This window comes from Streptomyces olivochromogenes (assembly GCF_001514115.1).
Classification (GTDB): domain Bacteria; phylum Actinomycetota; class Actinomycetes; order Streptomycetales; family Streptomycetaceae; genus Streptomyces; species Streptomyces olivochromogenes.
On the sequence record NZ_KQ948455.1, the window covers coordinates 354,493 to 372,847 of the forward strand.

Below are 18,355 nucleotides of genomic sequence, written 5' to 3' on the forward strand. Positions count from 1 at the left end.
CCGGGCTGCGGTGACACCACCAGATGTTGTGTCGTGCCGGTGTCAGAGTGTCAACTCGTAGGTGAGGAGAGTGATGTCGTCGAGCTCCGGGAGCGGGTTCCAGTCACGGTCGGGGGTGCGGGTGAAGCCGAGGCGTTCGTAGATGCGGTGGGCGGCGTGCATGGTGCGCTGGGTGGAGAGCACGACGCGTACGCAGCCGGCGGTGGCGCGTGCGTGTTCGACGCAGGCGCGGACGAGGGTCTCGCCGACGCCTCGGCCGCGGGACTCGCGTGCGACGGCGAGCATACGGATCTCGGCTTCGCCGGAGCGGGCTATGTCGGCCATGGGGCCGCCGCGCGGTACGAAGGTCACGGCGCCGAGGACGTGGTCGTGGTCCACGGCGACGAGGACCTCCGCGGCGGTGGCTCGTTTCGCCACGTCCCGCAGTTCGCCGAGGTACTCGTCGCTCTCCCCGAAGTCGAGCAGGCCGTCGCCGAGGTAGGCCTGCGCGGTGATCTCGCCGATGCGGTCGTATTCGTGGGGGCGGGCGTCTCTGATGCGGATGTCCATGCCGGTGAGTGTGCAACAGGGCGCGGAACGGGCCGCCGGATTTTTGTCCGACGGCCCGTGGGGGTTGTTGGCGCGGTTCTTCGGCTGCGGGTGGGTGGGGGCTTGGCGCGCCCCGCGGCGGAGCCGCATATATACACAGCCCCGCGCCCCAGGCTTTTAGGGGCGCGGGGAACTGCGCGACCAGCCCCCACCGCCCCGCAGCCGACGTACCCACCCGGGGGTCCGGGGGCGCAGCCCCCGGGCTCAGTGGGTGGAATCGGCCGTGGCCGGCGGGAGTTCCGTCTCGACGCCCGGGTCGCCCGCGTCCGCCGTGTAGTCCTGCGGAGACGTCTCGTCGACGCCATCCGGCGCGTTGAAGGCGCGGAGGGCGAAGGTGAGGACGACGCTGACCACGACGTTCAGGACGAAGGCCGTCAGACCGAGGTAGCCGATCTCCCCGATGCCCGGGATCTCCTTCGAGCTGCCGCCGAAGTGCTTCTGGGTGGGAGAGGCGACCCCGTACGCGGCGATCGTGCCGTACAGCATGCCCACCGCCCAGCCCCCGAGCAGCGCCCAGCGGTGGAACCAGCGGGTGAACAGGCCACCGACCAGCGCCGGGAAGGTCTGGAGGATCCAGATGCCGCCCAGGAGCTGGAAGTTGATCGCGACCGTCTTGTCCATCGTCAGGACGAAGACCAGCGCGCCCACCTTCACAAGGAGCGACACCAGCTTGGAGACCCTGGTCTCCTGCTGCGGGGTGGCGTCCGGCCTGATGAAGTCCTTGTAGATGTTGCGGGTGAAGAGGTTCGCGGCCGCGATGGACATGATGGCCGCCGGTACGAGCGCTCCGATACCGATCGCCGCGAAGGCCACCCCCGCGAACCAGTCCGGGAACATGTTCTCGAAGAGCTGGGGGATGGCGAGCTGGCCGTTGGTGACCTTGACCCCGGCCGCGATCGCCATGAACCCGAGCAGGGCGAGCAGCCCCAGCATCAGGGAGTAGAGAGGAAGGATCGTGGTGTTGCGGCGGATCACCTCACGGCTGCGGCTGGAGAGCGTCGCCGTGATCGAGTGCGGGTACATGAACAGCGCGAGCGCCGATCCGAGCGCGAGCGTGGCGTACGTCCACTGGCCCGCTTGGGCGGGCACGAGCCCGCCCGCCCCCGCCGCCGTGTACTTGTCGCTCGCCGCCTTGAAGATCTCGTCGAACCCGCCCAGCTTGATCGGGATGTAGATGATGGCCACCGCGATCACGATGTAGATCAGGGTGTCCTTCACGAACGCGATCAGGGCGGGGGCCCGCAGTCCCGAGGAGTAGGTGTACGCGGCCAGCACGCCGAACGCGATGAGGAGCGGAAGGTCCTTCACGAACCAGTTCGTGTTCTCGCCGCCGCCCACGCCCATCACGTCCAGGACGGCCTGGATGCCGACCAGCTGGAGCGCGATGTACGGCATGGTCGCGAGGATGCCGGTCACGGCCACGGCGAGGGACAGACCCTTCGAACCGAAGCGCCCGCGCACGAAGTCCGAGGTCGTCACGTACCCGTGCTTGTGGGAGACCGACCACAGGCGGGGGAGGAACGTGAAGATCAGCGGGTAGACGAGGATCGTGTACGGCACGGCGAAGAAGCCGGCCGCGCCCGCCGCGTAGATCGCCGCCGGTACGGCGACGAAGGTGTACGCCGTGTAGAGGTCGCCGCCGAGCAGGAACCAGGTGACCCAGGTGCCGAACGACCGTCCGCCCAGGCCCCATTCGTCGAGGCTCTGCTCGTCGGCCGCCCTGCGCCAGCGCGCGGCCAGGAATCCCATGACCGTGACGGCCAGGAAGAAGAAGATGAAGACGCCGAGCGCGACGCCGTTCACGCCGTCCTTCACTTCGCCGCACCCCCGCCCTGGGACGCGCGGGCGCGCTGGTCACGCTGCCACAGCTGGTACGCGGTCACGGTGAGCGCCGTGGACACGAGCACCCACAGCATCTGGTACCAGTAGAAGAACGGGATGCCGATGAACGCCGGGTCGGTCTTGGCGTAGGAGCCGACCCACAGCATCGCCACGAACGGGGCGATCAGGCACAGGGCGATGACCACCCGGACCGGTGTCACCACCGGCGGTTCGACCTTCGGCGCGTCTGGCACGTCGGACACGTCTGACATACGGCGACTCCGTCCCCTCGCTGTTCACCTGTGCAATGCGCAGGCAATCTAGGCGACGGTGTCAGCCAAGCGGAAGCCCTCGTCCGTATCTCGGTCCGGGCAACGTGGCAGGTGCGCTACTCCTGCGGGCGCTTGAGCCGTGCCACGAACTTGTACCGGTCGCCCCGGTACACCGACCGCACCCACTCCACCGGCTCGCCCTGCCGGTCCAGCGAGTGCCGGGAGAGCATCAGCATGGGCAGACCGACATCGGTGCCGAGCAGGCCGGCCTCACGCGGGGTGGCCAGCGAGGTCTCGATGGTCTCCTCGGCCTCGGCGAGATGGACGTCGTACACCTCGGCGAGCGCGGTGTAGAGGGACGTGTACTTCACCAGGCTGCGGCGCAGGGCGGGGAAGCGCTTCGCGGAGAGGTGGGTCGTCTCGATGGCCATCGGCTCGCCGCTCGCGAGGCGCAGCCGCTCGATGCGCAGCACCCGGCCGCCGGCCGAGATGTCGAGCAGCTCGGCGAGGGTGTCGTCGGCGGTGATGTAGCCGATGTCCAGGAGCTGCGAGGTGGGTTCAAGGCCCTGGGCGCGCATGTCCTCGGTGTACGAGGTGAGCTGGAGCGCCTGGGAGACCTTGGGCTTCGCGACGAACGTGCCCTTGCCCTGGATACGTTCGAGGCGGCCCTCGACGACCAGTTCCTGGAGGGCCTGGCGCACGGTCGTGCGCGAGGTGTCGAACTCGGCGGCGAGGGTGCGCTCGGGCGGTACGGGCGTGCCGGGCGGCAGTGTCTCCGTCATGTCGAGCAGATGCTTCTTGAGGCGGTAGTACTTGGGCACGCGCGCGGTACGGATGGGGGCCCCACCCTCGTTCTCCGCACTGCTGACGTCGGTGCTCATGCTCTGCCTTCCCGGCTCCGGGTGCCGAAGCGACCGACATCCCGTCGGTCACGGCTCACATCGTGGCACGGCTTCGTGTGCGAGTGTCCCCCCGCACGCTCCGTGATCCCCTCTATATACCGTCGGCGTACCCGTTGGTCTAGTCCATAGTGTGGACTCGGGGCGATCGGGAGGCGCGAGAGGCCGGTGAACGGCCCCGCCGTTTATGCCACTTACCTACTTAAAGGTCCTTGCATATGTAGGTCCCATAACGGACGACCAGTCGGGCTTACACACCCTTGACACCCCTCTAGGTCTAGGCCAAGCTCCCCGTACTGGTCTACACCATTGGTCCAGTCCCAGTCCCACGGGCAGTACTCGGCAGCGCTTCGGCATGTGTCACCGCGGTGGGCAGGGGGGTTTATGGCATCCCTGAGGAGGGTGGCGTGAAGCGGAAGCTGGCAGCCGCGATCGGTATCGCGGGCATGATGGTCTCCATCGCGGCGTGCGGGAGCAGCGACAACAAGTCCGGGGGGTCGGACAAGGGCGCGGACGCGAAAGCACTGACCGTCTGGCTCACGGTGGACGCGCAGAACAACTGGCCCGAGCTGGTGAAGGCCGCCGACGCGGCGGTGCAGAAGGCGCACCCGGGCGTCAAGATCAACCACGAGTACTACGGCTGGCCGGACAAGAACACCAAGCTCGACGCGGTCCTCGCCACCGACAAGGCGCCCGACGTGGTCGAGATGGGCAACACCGAGATGCTCGGCTACATGGTCAAGGGCGCCTTCGCCCCCATCGACGCGTCGAAGCTCGACAACTCGGCCGCGTGGCTGGACGGCCTGAAGGCCTCCGTCACCTACGACGGCAAGACCTACGGCGTGCCGTACTACGCCGGTGGCCGCGTCGGCAACTGGCGCAAGGACGTGGCGGCTTCGGTCGGTGTCAAGACGCCGCCGAAGACGTACACGGAGCTCATCTCCGACCTGGACAAGATCCAGAAGAAGGAGGGGAGCAAGTTCAGCGCCTGGTACCAGCCGACGCGTGACTGGTACGCCGCGATGTCCTTCGTCTACGACGCCGGCGGCTCCATCGCCAAGGAGGACGGCGGCCAGTGGAAGGCCAGCCTGTCGTCTCCGGAGTCCATCAAGGGACTCAACGACTGGAAGACCATCGTCGACAAGTACATGCACGGCGACAAGACCAAGGACGAGTCCGACCGTTACATCGTCTACGGCCAGGGCAAGTCCGCCATGATCTTCGGCGCCGCGTGGGAGGGTGCGACCTCCGAGGACCCGAAGAACGACAAGACCGGCAAGCTCAAGGGCAACCTCGAGAACTTCGTGATGCCCGGCCCGTCCGGCAAGAACCTCCCCGTCTTCCTCGGTGGTTCCGACCTCGCCGTCCCGGTGAAGTCCAAGGCGCAGGCGCTCGCCGCCGAGTGGATCAACGCCTTCACGGGCTCCGCCGGTCAGAAGGGTCTGATGGCCAAGGGCAACCTGCCCAACAACAAGACCGACCTCGCCACCCTCAAGAACGACCCGGCGACGGTGGTTCCGGCCACCGCGGCCGAGTCCAACTGGTTCGTGCCGATGGCTCCCGGCTGGGGCCAGGTCGAGAAGGCCCAGGTCCTGCAGACCATGCTGCAGAACATCGGCACCGGCAAGAAGTCGGTCGAGGCCGCCGCGAAGGATGCGGACGCCGCGATCGACAAGGTCATCAACACCAAGTGACATGAGCGCGGGGCGTGGTGGGCCCCCGGGGCACGTCCGGGGCTACACCCGGGGTGCGTCCAGGGTCCGCCCGGGGTCTGACCCGGGTCCGTCCGGGGTGTGCCTCCGGGGGTACGTCCGAGTACGTCCGGGGCGATCCCCGGGATGTTCCCGGGCGCGCCCGCCGGGGTCCTCTTCGGGCCCGGGTTCCTACCGCTTCCCGCACGACCATGCGGGACCCGGCGCCGTACGACCGCGCGGGGCCCCGGCCGCGTACAACCGTGCGAGGCCGGGCCGCGTACGACCGGGAGGGCCCGGGCCGCGTACGACCGGGTGGGTCCGGCCGGACTACGACCCGGGCGGCCCCCGACCGGAACCGGCCGCACCAGGTTCGGACCCCGCCCGACCCGCACCGGACTCGGACCCCGCCCGACCCGCACCGGACTCGGACCCAGCAGGACCCAGCAGGACCGAGCAGGACCGAGCAGGACGGGGCAGGGCGGGCCAGGACCGGCCGGGCCGCCTCGCGCACGACCGAGAGGGCCCGCCCCGGCGAGCGCCCCGCGTACGACCGCGGGGGCCCGCCCCTGTGCATGACCTGTGCGGGCTCGGCCCGTGTGCGACCGCGGGGGTCCGCCCCCGTGCACGACCCGCGCGGGGCCCGAACCGCGCACGATCGTGCGGGGTTCGGACCGTGTACCACCGTGTGGGGCTCGGGCCGTGTGTGATCTGGGTGGCTTTCGCCCGGATACGGCCGCGCCGGGTTTTGGGCCCTGTACGACCGCGAGGGTCCGCCCCGCGCGCGATCGCGAGGGTCCGCCCCCGTGCAGACCGTGCGGAGCCGGGCCGCGTACGACCGTGCGGGGCGCCGGCCGCGTACGGCCCGGGCGTGTTTCGCCTGTGTTCGACCGTGTGGGGCCTGCCCCGCGTACGACCCCGTGCGGGGCTTCGACCACGTACGACCTGAGGGACCGCTGAGGAGCGCGCGATGAGTGCCGCAGACACGACCACCCCCGCCAAGGTGCCGCCGCCGCGGCAGGCACCGCCACCGGCCGTCCCCAAGGCGCCACGCAGAAGGCGGACCTCGGGCGGAGCGGCGGTCCCCTGGGCCCTGCTCGCGCCCTGTCTGCTGATCCTCGCGCTGGTCATGGGCTATCCGTTGGTCCGCCTGGTCACCCTCTCCTTCCAGAAGTTCGGACAGTCCCAGCTGTGGGGCTTCCAGCCGGCCGAGTCGGTCGGTTTCGACAACTTCGGCAAGGTGCTGGGCGACAGCGAGTTCTGGACGGTCGTCGTCCGCACCATCGTCTTCGCCGTCGGGTCCGTCGTCTTCACCATGGTCATCGGCATGCTGATCGCGCTGCTCCTCCAGCGCGTCTCGGGCTGGGTGAAGACGCTGATCAACATCGCGCTGGTGGCCAGCTGGGGCATGCCCATCATCGTGGCCACCACCGTCTTCAAGTGGCTCTTCGACTCCGACTACGGCGTCTTCAACGCACTGCTGAGCAAGCTGCCGGGCGTCGACATGATCGGCCACAACTGGTTCGCCAGCGGCCCCCAGGGACTGGCCGTGATCATGCTCCTGGTGGTGTGGGGCGCGGTGCCGTTCGTCGTCATCACACTCAGCGCGGGGCTGACCCAGGTGCCGAGCGAACTGGAGGAGGCGGCCCGGCTGGACGGCGCCGGCGCCTGGGGCGTCTTCCGTTACGTCACGCTCCCGATCCTCAAGCCCATCGTCGTGATGCTCACGACGCTCTCCGTCATCTGGGACATGGGCGTCTTCCCGCAGGTCTTCGTGATGCGGGGCGGCCACCCGGAGGCGGAGTTCCAACTGCTCACCACCTACTCCTACGACCGCGCCTTCGTCGTCAACGACTACGCGCAGGGGTCGGCGATCGCCCTGCTGACCGTGCTGTTGCTGCTGGGCGTGGTCGCCGTGTACATGCGTCAGATGCTGCAGATCGGAGAGGTCGAATGAGCACCCTCGCCACGGCGGGCCGCCGCCGGGGGAAGTCCAAGCTCGGCTGGAACCTCCTCGGCCTCCTCGTCTTCGTCACCGCGGGCTTCCCCGTCTACTGGATGCTGAACACGGCGTTCAAGCCGGCGAAGGACGCCATCGACCCGGACCCGAGCCTGTTCCCCACGGGGCTCACGCTCGACAACTTCCGTCGCGCGCTGGACATCGCGGACTTCTGGGGCCCCGTAGGCCGCAGCCTGATCGTCTCCCTGTCGGTCGTCGTGATCGGCGTCGTGGTGGGGATGCTGGCCGCGCTGGCCATCTCCCGCTTCGCCTTCCGCGGCCGCAAGATCGTGATCGTCGGCATCCTCGCGGTCCAGATGATCCCGCTGGTCGCCATGATCATCCCGGTCTTCCTGCTGCTCAACGACCTGAACCAGTACGACAAGCTCACCGGCCTGATCATCACGTACCTGACCTTCATCCTCCCCTTCACGGTGTGGACGCTGCGCGGCTTCATCGTCAACATCCCGAAGGAGCTGGAGGAGGCGGCCATGGTCGACGGCTGCTCGCGCACCGGAGCCTTCATACGGGTGGTCTTCCCGCTGCTCGCGCCCGGCATGGTCGCCACGTCCGTGTACGCGTTCATCCAGGCCTGGAACGAGTACCTCTACGCCCTGATGCTCATGAGCCAGGAGCACCAGACCGCCACCGTCTGGCTCGGCAACTTCACCACCAAGCACGGCACCGAGTACGCCCCGATGATGGCCGGCGCCACGATGATGGCCGTGCCGATCGTCGTGCTCTTCCTCATCGTCCAGCGCAAGATGGCCGCGGGGCTGACCGCGGGCGCCGTGAAGGGATAACGCCCCCCGATGACGACACTCGCCAGTGGTACGACCGCGTCCTCTTCCGACCGGAACGGCTTGGCACGCGACGCGCTCACCGTCCTCCAGCCCGGCTTCACCGGAACCACCGCCCCCGACTGGCTGCTGCGCCGCCTCGGGGAAGGGCTCGCCGCCGTCGGCCTGTTCGGCCGGAACATCGCCTCTCCCGAACAACTCGCGGCCCTGACCGCCCAGTTGCGCGCGGAGCGCGACGACGTCCTGGTCGCCATCGACGAGGAGGGCGGCGACGTCACCCGCCTCGAGGTCCGCGCCGGCTCCTCCTACCCCGGCAACCACGCGCTGGGCGCGGTCGACGACGTGGAGCTGACGCGGGCGGTGGCCTCGGCACTCGGCCACCGACTCGCGGCCTGCGGAGTGAACCTGAACTGGGCCCCCTCCGCGGACGTGAACTCCAATCCCGACAACCCGGTCATCGGCGTACGGTCCTTCGGCGCCGACACCGACCTGGTGGCCCGGCACACCGCCGCCTACGTCACCGGGCTCCAGTCCGCGGGCGTCGCGGCCTGCACCAAGCACTTCCCCGGCCACGGTGACACGGCGGTCGACTCGCACCACGCGCTGCCGCGCATCGACGCCGACCTGTCGGTCATCGAGGCCCGCGAACTCGCCCCGTTCCGTGCCGCGATCGCCGCGGGCACACGCGCCGTGATGAGCGCGCACATCCTGGTCCCGGCGCTGGACCCGGACCGCCCGGCCACCCTCTCCCGCCGCATCCTCACCGGCCTGCTCCGCGAGGAACTCGGCTACGACGGCCTCATCGTCACCGACGGCATGGAGATGCAGGCCATCGCCGGGACGTACGGCATCGAGCGGGGCAGCGTCCTCGCCATCGCGGCCGGCGCGGACGCGATCTGCGTGGGCGGCGGGCTCGCGGACGACGAGACGGTACGGCGCCTGCGCGACGCCCTCGTCACGGCGGTGCGCACCGGTGAACTCCCCGAGGAGCGCCTCGCGGACGCGGCGGAGCGGGTACGGGCGCTGGCCCGTTGGACGGCGGCGGCCTCCGCTGCTCCGCAGGCCGCCGAGCGGGAGCCGGCGGACGTGGGGCTCGTCGCCGCCCGACGCGCGCTGACGGTGACACGCGCGCCGTCGTGCGAGCCGGTGGGCGCGGCGCCGTTCGTCGCCGCCTTCACCCCCGTGGCGAACATCGCCGTCGGTGACGAGACCCCCTGGGGCGTGGCCGCGGAACTGGCCCGGCTGCTGCCCGGCACGGAGACGGGCAGCTTCGCGGGGGAGGGGGCGGCAACGGCTGTCCTGGCCGCCGCGGGCCCCCGCCGCGTCGTCGCCGTCGTCCGCGATGAACACCGGCACCCCTGGATGGCGGCCGCCCTGGACACACTGTTGGGGGAACGCCCCGACACGATCGTGGTCGAGATGGGCATCCCCCAGGCCCCGCCCCGGGGCGCCCTCCACATCGCCACGCACGGCGCGGCGAGGGTGTGCGGCCGGGCGGCGGCGGAGGTCATCGCGGGGGAGTGACGGCCCGCGAGAGGGAGAACCGAGAAGGAGAACGAGGAAGGTGCCGGACCCCCGGGGTCCGGCACCTTCCTCGTTCTCCTTCTTCCCCGCAGTGCCCTTCTTCGCGCCTTCGGGGTCAGATCCCCTGCCAGTCCGGCTTGTTCGCGAACGTGTGCCGGAAGTAGTCCGCCAGCTTCAGCTTGGACGCGGCGGCCTCGTCCACGACGACCGTGGCGTGCGGGTGGAGCTGGAGCGCCGAGGCGGGGCACACCGCGGCCACCGGCCCCTCCACGGTCGCGGCGACCGCGTCCGCCTTGCCCTCGCCCGTGGCCAGCAGGACGAGATGCCGTGCCTCCAGGATCGTGCCGATGCCCTGGGTGATGACGTGGTGCGGCACCTGCTCGATGTCGCCCCCGAAGAACCGCGCGTTGTCGACCCTGGTCTGCTCGGTCAGCGTCTTGATCCGGGTCCGCGAGGCGAGCGAGGAGCAGGGCTCGTTGAACCCGATGTGCCCGTCGGTGCCGATCCCGAGCAGCTGCAGGTCGACGCCACCGGCCGTGGCCAGCGCCTTGTCGTACGCCTGACACGCGGCCTGCACGTCCTCGGCCGTGCCGTCCGGGCCCATGAACGCGTCCATGCCCAACCCCAGCGGTTCGAGCACCTCGCGCCGCAGCACCGAGCGGTACGACTCGGGGTGCTCGGCCGGCAGTCCCACGTACTCGTCGAGCTGGGCGACCCGCGCCCGCGAGGCGTCCACGGCACCGGAGCCGACCTTCGCCGCCAGCGCCTGGTAGATGGGCAGCGGCGTCGAGCCGGTGGCCACGCCGAGCAGAGCGTCGGGCTTGCGCCGGAGCAGCTCCGCCATGGCCTCGGCGATCAGTTCGCCGCCCGCCTTGGCGTCGGGAACGATGACAACTTCCACGCTGGGCCTGCCGATCTGGAGAGTGGCTCGCCGGGAACCGTGAGGGAACACATGTGGTGTAGACCAATCTAGCAAAGGAGTCCCACCCGCGGCCCGTTGTCCGTCGCCGACTTCTCGACGCGTCCGGGCCCGCCGCCCGGACGCCCGCTCGCCACCCCCGTGAGTAGCGGCACACCGGACAAAGCCCTGCCCACGGGCGATGAGATGCTGATACCGATCTCCGCGATCCGCACCGCACGCACCGCCCCACCGCGCTCCACCTCGTACCACCGCGCTTCACCCCGCCCCACCGCGCTCCACCCCGTACCGGCCCACGGTCGACGCGTACGACCGGAACGTCCCCAGGAGGCCCCATGTCCGCCCCTACCCCGGACCCCCGGACCGACGACGACCGCCCGGGTCGGATCATGGCCCGCGAGATGGCCGAGCAGCCCGACGTGCTGCGCCGGATCCTGGAGGCGGGCGCGCCGCGGATCCAGGAAGTGGCCCGGCAGATCGCGGCCCGCGAGCCCCGCTTCGTCCTGCTCACCGCCCGCGGCACCTCCGACAACGCCGCCCTGTACGCGAAGTACCTGCTGGAGATCCAGCTGGGCCTGCCGTGCGGGCTCACCTCGATGTCGACGACCACGGCGTACGGCGCGCGGCCCGATCTCACCGACGTCCTGGTCGTCACCGTCAGTCAGTCCGGCGGCTCCCCGGACCTGGTCGCCTCGACCCGGGCCGCCCGTGAGGCCGGCGCCATCACGCTCGCGGTGACCAACAACCCGGACTCACCGCTTGCGGCCGTCTCCGAGTACCACCTCGACATCATGGCCGGACCCGAGAAGGCCCTGCCCGCCACCAAGACCTACACGGCCTCCCTCCTCACCCTCTATCTCTTCGTCGAAGGACTGCGCGGCGGCGACGGCGCCGCGGCCAAGGCGCTGCCCGATCTCGCCGCGCACCTCCTCACCCGCCAGGAGGAGATCCGCACGCTCGCCTCCCGCTACCGCTTCGCCGAGCGCATGGTGATCACCTCGCGCGGCTACGGCTACCCCACGGCCAAGGAAGCCGCCCTGAAGCTGATGGAGACCAGCTACATCCCTGCCCTCTCGTACTCCGGCGCCGATCTGCTGCACGGCCCCCTCGCCATGGTCGACAACATCTCCCCGGTCATCGCGGTCGTCACCGACGGCAAGGGCGGCGAGGCGCTCCAGCCCGTGCTCGACCGGCTGCGCGGGCGCGGCGCCGACCTCGTCGTCATCGGCCCCCGGGCCCAGGTGGAGCAGGCCTCGGCCGGGTTCGTCCTGCCCACCGAGGGGGTGGCCGAGGAGCTCCAGCCGATCCTTGAGATCCTTCCGCTCCAGCTCCTGGCCTACGAGGTCACCATCGCCCGCGGCCAGGACCCGGACGCGCCGCGCGCCCTGGCGAAGGTGACGGAGACCCGCTGACCGACGCGTCCCCCGGACGGGTGCACGAGCCAAGTCGATCCGGCCCCGCTCATGAGCCGATCCGGCCCCCACCGGGGGCCGAACCGGGCTAGTCTGCGTGGTGGATGCTGTTGGAAGTTGGATAAAGAGACAACAACAAACATCCACCGACGCATGGACGCGGCACGTGGTCTAGTCCACAATGTGCAGGTAAGGCCTTCGATCGACGAAGCGTCGCTTACGGCGAGGCGTCGATCCACGCAAGCATCCGTCTTCCCCGCACAGGAAGGCGGACCGAGGAACCGGCGCTCTCTGCCCTGACTGCTCCGGGTCCTCTCCTTCGGCCGACCGGGACCGCACACCCCGCGGCCGTTGCTGCTCCGGGCTGCGGTGCCGGGAGGGTTGAGGGTCCCTCCCAGGCGCCGCGGCCCGCGGGTGTTTTCGGAGCCGGGCCAAACCCCCAGGTACGCTCGCAGATGTGCCCTCCATGAACGACCTCGTCCGCCAGCACACCGCTCTCGGTGACTCCGATCTCGAGTGGTTGCATCTGCTGGTCTCGGAGTGGCAGTTGCTCTCCGACCTCTCCTTCGCCGACCTCGTGCTGTGGGTTCCCACCCGCGACGGCACCCGCTATGTCTCTGTTGCGCAGATGCGGCCCAACACCGGGCCGACCTCGTACCAGGACGACATGGTCGGCCACCTCGTCCCACGCGGCCGCCGCCCGCTGCTGGACGCCGCGCTGGACGAGGGCCGGATCGTGCGCGAGGGCGATCCCGAATGGCGGGAGGAGGTGCCGGTACGGGTCGAGTCCATTCCGGTACGGCGGGAGGGGCGCGTCCTCGGTGTCATCGCGCGCAACACCAATCTCCTCACCGTGCGCACTCCGAGCCGGCTGGAGCTGACGTATCTCCAGAGCGCGTCCGACCTCGCCCAGATGATCGCCGCCGGCTCCTTCCCGTTCTCCGGCCAGCAGGTCGACATGGACGCCTCCCCGCGGGTCGGCGACGGACTGATCCGCCTCGACGCCGACGGCATCGTCCAGTACGCGTCCCCGAACGCGCTGTCCGCGTACCACCGCCTCGGCCTCGCCTCCGACCTGGTGGGCCACCACCTCGGTGTGACCACCGCGGAACTCGCCCCGTCCCGCGGTCCGGTGGACGAGGCCCTGTCCAAGGTCGCCAGCGGCTGGGCACCCCGCGAGTTCGAGATCGAGAGCGCCGACGGGGTGATCCAGCTGCGCGCGATCCCGCTCAAGCCCAAGGGCACCCGGGTCGGTTCGCTCGTCCTGCTGCGTGACGTGACCGAACTGCGCCGCCGCGAACGCGAGTTGATCACCAAGGACGCGACCATCCGGGAGATCCACCACCGGGTCAAGAACAACCTCCAGACGGTGGCGGCGCTGCTGCGGCTCCAGGCCCGGCGCATCGAGTCGGAGCGCGGCCGTGAGGCACTGGAGGAGGCCGTACGGCGGGTCGGCTCGATCGCCATCGTGCATGAGACGCTGTCTCAGAACCTGGACGAGCGGGTGGAGTTCGACGAGATCGCCGACCGGGTGCTCGCCATGGTCGCCGAGATTTCGCCCGGCAAGGTCACCGGCCGCCGCACCGGCCGCTTCGGCATACTCGACGCCGAGGTCGCCACCCCGCTCTCCATGGTCCTCACCGAGATCCTCCAGAACGCGCTGGAACACGGCTTCCGCGAGGGCGACCGGGGCACGGTCGAGGTCTCGGCGGTGCGCGGCGGCACCAGCAAGGAGGCGCGCCTGCTGGTCACGGTCCAGGACGACGGGGTCGGCCTCCCGGAGGGCTTCGACCCGCACCGTTCGGGCAACCTCGGGCTGCAAATCGTACGGACGCTGGTGGAGGGCGAGTTGGGGGGCAGCTTCGACATGGTGGCGGCTCCGGAGCGCGGCACGCAGGTCATCCTGGACATTCCGGTACGGGCGCACAAATAGGAGTACACGTAGGGGCGCGAGCAGAAGCGCGAGCAGAAGTACAAGCAGAAGTACCTGACGCACCCTCAAGTCGCGCATGACAGTGGCCCCGGACCAGAAGGTCCGGGGCCACTGCTTACGTTGCTATGCGCATCGGGGGTACTGCGCGCTGCGGCTCGGGGGCGGGAGATGCGTACTCGCTGTACGCGCCGCCGGGCTCAGGCTCGTTACGGGGTGGGGTGTCAGGCGGTGGCCTGACGGGCCCGGTTGCGGGCGGCACGGCGCTTCATCGCGCGGCGCTCGTCCTCGCTGAGGCCACCCCAGACGCCGGAGTCCTGGCCGGACTCGAGCGCCCACTGCAAGCACTGCTCCATGACGGGGCAGCGGCGGCAGACGGCCTTGGCTTCCTCGATCTGCAGCAGCGCAGGACCGGTGTTGCCGATGGGGAAGAAGAGCTCGGGGTCTTCCTCGCGGCAAACGGCGTTGTGACGCCAGTCCATGGCTGCTACCTCTCCTTGGTATTACATGCACGTTGCTTGTGAATGTGAACGCTTTCACGAATCCCTCAACAAGTGAAGGGCCGACTGCCAGGATTCCCTGACGTGGTCCTGTGGTTTGAGGAGGGGTTCTGGCTCTCTGTGGGGCCGATGTTGCGGGCCGTCCCGATCGCCACGTAGAGACTCGCAAACCTCAGCGGCGGATACAACCCCTTCTGGAAAGTTTTTTTTGATTCCTCGGTGTCGACTAGGTCACAGCCGTACTTCCATGGGGTGGACCCTGGTCTAAACGTTCGAGTGAAAGGACTTTGGGCCCTTCCGCTCACACAATCACACGCAGTGCACGGCGTACGCCTGTGAACGTCACGCTTGTGCGCAGTCCCAGGTGGTCGCCGTCCATCTGGAGGGGGAGCGGCGCCTTCGAATGCAAGGTGAAGTCGGTCAGGTCGTGCAGAGACAGGGCGTGCTTGCCATGGGGTCCGCGCTCAGGGGACGAAGTGAGCAACTGGGTGGCATACCGGGCAACCGCGCCTGTCGACATGCGGTTGAGAGCGAGTACGTCGAGCCCGGTATCGAACGAAGCCTTAGGCGACGCGTACACCGGACGATTGCCGAGAAACGTCCAGGGCGAGGTGTTGCAGATTATGGACAACACAAGATCGGTGACCGGGTCCTGGCCGGGCCGCTCCAGCGTGATCTTTCCGTGCCTGCGGTGAGGTTCGTCCAAAAACTGACGTGCCACTTGGCGCAAATAGAGGGCGTGGGTGGAACGCTTGCCGCGCTCGCGCTGCTGTTCGACCCGGCCGATCACCCCCGCGTCGAAGCCGAGCCCCGCGCAGAAGGTGAACCAGCGGGAGGGGACGGCTTCGTCCTCGGTGCCGGGCGTGCCGGCGGCGAGACCGAGGCCGATCGCGCGCTCGCGGTCCTCTCTGAGCGCGTCCAGCAGGGCGCCGGTGGCCTCCACGGCGTCGTTGGGCAGGCCCAGGGCGCGGGCGAAGACATTGGTGGAACCGCCGGGGACCACCGCGAGGCGGGGCAGGCGGTCCAGGTCGGGGCCGTTGTGCAGGAGACCGTTCACGACCTCGTTGACGGTGCCGTCGCCGCCGAGCGCGACCACCAGTTCTATGTCGTCGCTCTCCGCGGCCTGCCGGCCGAGGTCCCGGGCGTGCCCGCGGTACTCGGTCGTGACCACCTCGAGCTTCATCTCGCTCGCCAGCGCGTGGATCAAGACATCGCGCGTGCGCGCACTTGTGGTGGTAGCTGCCGGATTGACCACGAGAAGTGCACGCATGCGATGCAGCGTACCTACCGAGGGGTACTGGTCCCAGACAGAGTTAGGGATCCGGTAAGAGATAGGGGCGTGAGTCTCGACACGGTGAGGTGCGGGCGGCAGTGGGGGAGCGGCCGGGGCCGGGCCGCGCGCCAGGGCCCGAGGGATACCCTTCAGGGGTGAGCGCTGAGCAGATCCCCACCCCCGACGCCCCCACCGCAGAACCCCGTCCCGGACGGCTGACCGCCGCGGCCGCGCTGGCCGCGCTGGAGGGGTTGGTCCTCGCCGTGGGGGGCGTGTGGATGCTGATCCTGGGGGCCACGGGCGGCTCGGGAGACCGGCAGCAGGGCGTGACCCTGGGTGTGACGCTGATCGTGCTCGCGCTGCTGCCCCTGCTGGCCGCCCGCGGTCTGCTGTTGCGCCGCAGCTGGAGCCGGGGGCCCGCGGTCATCACCCAGATCATGGCGCTGCCCGTCGCCTACAGCCTGCTCCAGGCGGACAGCGTGGCGATCCCTGCCGGAATCGCCCTCGCGGTGGTCGCGATCACGGCGCTGGTCCTGCTCGTCAATTCCGAGACCACCCGGGCGCTGGGCATTCGTGGCCCCGGTGCCGCCGAGGAAACCAAGTAGCTTCGGCCTGCCGGCGGCGCCCCCGCTCGGGGCTGCCCGGTCACTCCTCGACCAGGAGCTTTTCGCGGAGCTGGGCGAGGGTGCGGGCCAGCAGGCGGGAGACGTGCATCTGGGAGATGCCGACCTCCTGTGCGATCTGCGACTGGGTCATGTTGCCGAAGAAGCGAAGGAGCAGGATCCGCTTCTCTCTCGGGGGGAGGTCCTCGAGCAGGGGCTTCAACGACTCCCGGTACTCGACGCCCTCCAGGGCCTCGTCCTCCGCACCCAGTGTGTCCGCGACCGCCGGGGACTCGTCGTCCGTGTCGGGGACGTCCAGCGACAGCGTGGAGTACGCGTTGGCGGACTCCAGGCCCTCCAGGACCTCCTCCTCCGAGATGGCCAGCTTCTCGGCCAGCTCGTGGACCGTGGGAGAGCGCCCGTGCTGTTGCGACAGCTCGGCCGTCGCCGTCGTCAGGGCCAGGCGCAGTTCCTGCAGGCGCCGCGGCACCCGCACCGCCCAGCCCTTGTCGCGGAAGTGCCGCTTGATCTCGCCGACGACCGTCGGAGTCGCGTACGTGGAGAACTCGACGCCGCGCTCCGGGTCGAAGCGGTCGACCGACTTGATCAGGCCGATGGTCGCGACCTGGGTGAGGTCGTCCAGCGGCTCACCGCGGTTGCGGAAGCGGCGCGCGAGATGCTCGACGAGCGGGAGGTGCATGCGGACCAGCTGATTGCGCAGCTCCGCGTACTCCGCACTGCCGTCCTGCAGCTTGCGCAGCTCGATGAACATCGCCCGCGCGCCGCTGCGGTCCTGCGGGTCGTGCTGGATGTGCTGGGCGCTCGGCCCGTGCTGCGTGCCCTGCACGCTCTGCACCCCTGGCTTGTCGTGTTGCTCGTGCTCGCTCATAGTCCCGCCCGTCACCAGCCGCCGCCCTTCCGAGGACGTGCTCGGCGCGGCACCCTCCGGATCCCGTTGCCCGTCGTCCTGGCCGGAGAGGCTCTCCTGTGCGTCCTCCGGGTGCGGCCGGGCCTGTTCGGGGATGCCGTCGACGCCTTCCACCGCGCGCCGCGGCCCGTCGAGGCCGTCGACACGTCCGGTGGGAAGCTCCCGTGTGCCGCGCTCTTCGTCCCGCACCGGCCCGTCCCCGTTCCTCACGCCGGCCCGGGTCCCGCGCCGCGCTGTTTGTAGAGGCTGATCGAAACGGTCTTGTCCTCGGCGACGGTGGAGTCGACCTTGCCCGCGAGCGCCGACAGGACGGTCCACGCGAACGCGTCCCGTGACGGAGCGTGACCATCGGTGGTCGGAGCGGAGACCGTCACCTCGAGCGAGTCGTCGATGAGCCGGAAGACACAGCTGAGCACCGATCCGGGGACGGCCTGCTGCAACAGGATCGCGCAGGCCTCGTCCACCGCGATGCGGAGGTCCTCGATCTCGTCGAGGGTGAAGTCCAAACGGGCCGCGAGACCGGCCGTAGCCGTACGCAGCACCGACAGGTAGGCACCCGCGGCCGGAAGCCGGACTTCCACGAAGTCCTTCGTCGCGGGCTCGCCTGCGATCTGGGACACCCTCACCTCCAAGGTGGTACAAGCTCTTTCGAGCTCTTTTCGGGGGCCGAGGGTCGCCCCCCGGGGTAACGCGCTAGGTGGTTCAGCGGTGACGCTACCGCGCTCCCAAGTTTCTTGTCCTGGGGACCCCGCCCCTTGCTGTCACTCATAGTAAGCCTATGAGTACGCACAGTGGCTAGGGGTCTGCGGGCCCAATTAGGAAGAGCGCGCGCCGGGTTGACGTACCCAGGCGTCAGACGGTCGAACCGTCCGGGCCGTGGGTCACGCCAGTACGTGGTCGACGAAGCACCAGCGCCAGCTCTCGCCGGGCTCGAAGGTACGCATCACGGGATGTCCGGTCTCCTTGAAATGCCCGGTCGCGTGCCGCAGCGGCGAGGAGTCGCAGCAGCCGAGGTGCCCGCAGCTCAGACACAGCCGCAACTGCACCGGATGTGTACCGGCGGCCTGGCATTCCAGGCAGGTCTCGCTCAGCGGCCCGGGTTCGGGGTGCGGCAGCTCGTCGGCGTGCGTGCACTGTTTCATGATTGCCAGGTTACGTCGGGCGTGCGGGATGTCGCGCGAAAACGAGGGCGGGCGG

17 protein-coding genes are annotated in these 18,355 nt (G+C 69.7%); 7 read left to right on the plus strand and 10 right to left on the minus strand.

Features of this window, described 5'->3' with window-relative positions; all coding sequences use genetic code 11:
- Positions 1-42: 42 nt before the first annotated feature.
- From AQJ27_RS16695 to AQJ27_RS16710, 4 genes are all read right to left on the minus strand, one after another.
- Positions 43-549: a GNAT family N-acetyltransferase gene (locus AQJ27_RS16695; protein ID WP_067368684.1), complete on the minus strand. Its 507-nt coding sequence runs from the start codon at positions 547-549 to the stop codon at positions 43-45.
- Between the two features lie 243 nt (positions 550-792).
- Positions 793-2,403, minus strand: a complete 1,611-nt coding sequence (gene mctP, locus AQJ27_RS16700) for a monocarboxylate uptake permease MctP (RefSeq protein ID WP_067368687.1) — start codon at positions 2,401-2,403, stop codon at positions 793-795.
- Positions 2,400-2,681: a DUF3311 domain-containing protein gene (locus AQJ27_RS16705; protein ID WP_096239848.1), complete on the minus strand. Its 282-nt coding sequence runs from the start codon at positions 2,679-2,681 to the stop codon at positions 2,400-2,402. The genes mctP and AQJ27_RS16705 overlap by 4 nt, the downstream gene beginning before the upstream one ends.
- A 116-nt stretch (positions 2,682-2,797) precedes the next feature.
- The gene (locus tag AQJ27_RS16710; RefSeq protein ID WP_054228140.1) at positions 2,798-3,562 is read right to left on the minus strand and encodes a GntR family transcriptional regulator; all 765 of its coding nucleotides are present in this window, start codon (positions 3,560-3,562) and stop codon (positions 2,798-2,800) included.
- Between the two features lie 425 nt (positions 3,563-3,987).
- Between AQJ27_RS16710 and AQJ27_RS16715 the strand changes: the two genes are divergently transcribed.
- The 4 genes from AQJ27_RS16715 (at position 3,988) to AQJ27_RS16730 (ending at position 9,594) form a co-directional block, all read left to right on the plus strand.
- On the plus strand, positions 3,988-5,274 hold the full coding sequence (locus AQJ27_RS16715) for an extracellular solute-binding protein (protein ID WP_067368690.1): 1,287 nt from the start codon (positions 3,988-3,990) through the stop codon (positions 5,272-5,274).
- A 967-nt stretch (positions 5,275-6,241) separates the two neighbouring features.
- Positions 6,242-7,228 carry a carbohydrate ABC transporter permease gene (locus tag AQJ27_RS16720; protein WP_067368693.1) on the plus strand — a complete coding sequence of 329 codons (987 nt, stop codon included), beginning with the start codon at positions 6,242-6,244 and terminating at the stop codon, positions 7,226-7,228.
- Entirely contained in the window at positions 7,225-8,073 is an 849-nt protein-coding gene (locus tag AQJ27_RS16725; RefSeq protein ID WP_067368696.1) for a carbohydrate ABC transporter permease, read from the plus strand. Before AQJ27_RS16720 ends, AQJ27_RS16725 begins: the two co-directional genes overlap by 4 nt.
- Positions 8,074-8,082: 9 nt before the next feature.
- Complete coding sequence (locus tag AQJ27_RS16730) at positions 8,083-9,594, plus strand: glycoside hydrolase family 3 protein (RefSeq protein WP_067368699.1); 1,512 nt, start codon at positions 8,083-8,085, stop codon at positions 9,592-9,594.
- Between the two features lie 115 nt (positions 9,595-9,709).
- On the opposite strand, the gene nagB is transcribed toward AQJ27_RS16730, so the two are convergent.
- Entirely contained in the window at positions 9,710-10,495 is a 786-nt protein-coding gene (gene nagB / locus AQJ27_RS16735) for a glucosamine-6-phosphate deaminase (RefSeq protein WP_067368702.1), read from the minus strand.
- Positions 10,496-10,848: 353 nt separating this feature from the next.
- On the opposite strand from nagB, the gene AQJ27_RS16740 reads away from it, so the two are divergent.
- Entirely contained in the window at positions 10,849-11,925 is a 1,077-nt protein-coding gene (locus AQJ27_RS16740) for an SIS domain-containing protein (protein WP_067368705.1), read from the plus strand.
- 466 nt (positions 11,926-12,391) lie between these two features.
- Positions 12,392-13,858 (plus strand): sensor histidine kinase, encoded by a 1,467-nt coding sequence (locus AQJ27_RS16745; protein ID WP_054228133.1) that lies wholly within the window; start codon positions 12,392-12,394, stop codon positions 13,856-13,858.
- A gap of 221 nt (positions 13,859-14,079) precedes the next feature.
- Here the strand turns inward: AQJ27_RS16745 and AQJ27_RS16750 are convergent, their stop codons facing one another.
- Together AQJ27_RS16750 and AQJ27_RS16755 are read right to left on the minus strand one after the other, a co-directional pair.
- Positions 14,080-14,337 carry a WhiB family transcriptional regulator gene (locus AQJ27_RS16750; RefSeq protein ID WP_006380970.1) on the minus strand — a complete coding sequence of 86 codons (258 nt, stop codon included), beginning with the start codon at positions 14,335-14,337 and terminating at the stop codon, positions 14,080-14,082.
- Between the two features lie 319 nt (positions 14,338-14,656).
- Positions 14,657-15,625 carry a diacylglycerol/lipid kinase family protein gene (locus AQJ27_RS16755; protein WP_067368707.1) on the minus strand — a complete coding sequence of 323 codons (969 nt, stop codon included), beginning with the start codon at positions 15,623-15,625 and terminating at the stop codon, positions 14,657-14,659.
- 158 nt (positions 15,626-15,783) lie between these two features.
- Here AQJ27_RS16755 and AQJ27_RS16760 point away from each other — a divergent pair, with 158 nt between their 5' ends.
- Positions 15,784-16,233, plus strand: a complete 450-nt coding sequence (locus tag AQJ27_RS16760) for a hypothetical protein (RefSeq protein WP_067368710.1) — start codon at positions 15,784-15,786, stop codon at positions 16,231-16,233.
- Positions 16,234-16,273: 40 nt separating this feature from the next.
- Here the strand turns inward: AQJ27_RS16760 and AQJ27_RS16765 are convergent, their stop codons facing one another.
- From AQJ27_RS16765 to AQJ27_RS16775, 3 genes are all read right to left on the minus strand, one after another.
- Positions 16,274-17,368, minus strand: a complete 1,095-nt coding sequence (locus AQJ27_RS16765) for an RNA polymerase sigma factor SigF (RefSeq protein ID WP_067368713.1) — start codon at positions 17,366-17,368, stop codon at positions 16,274-16,276.
- Positions 17,365-17,778, minus strand: coding sequence for an ATP-binding protein (locus tag AQJ27_RS16770; RefSeq protein ID WP_067368715.1), 414 nt, complete (start codon positions 17,776-17,778; stop codon positions 17,365-17,367). Before AQJ27_RS16770 ends, AQJ27_RS16765 begins: the two co-directional genes overlap by 4 nt.
- 261 nt (positions 17,779-18,039) lie before the next feature.
- The gene (locus AQJ27_RS16775) at positions 18,040-18,300 is read right to left on the minus strand and encodes a UBP-type zinc finger domain-containing protein (RefSeq protein ID WP_067368719.1); all 261 of its coding nucleotides are present in this window, start codon (positions 18,298-18,300) and stop codon (positions 18,040-18,042) included.
- Positions 18,301-18,355 lie beyond the last annotated feature (55 nt).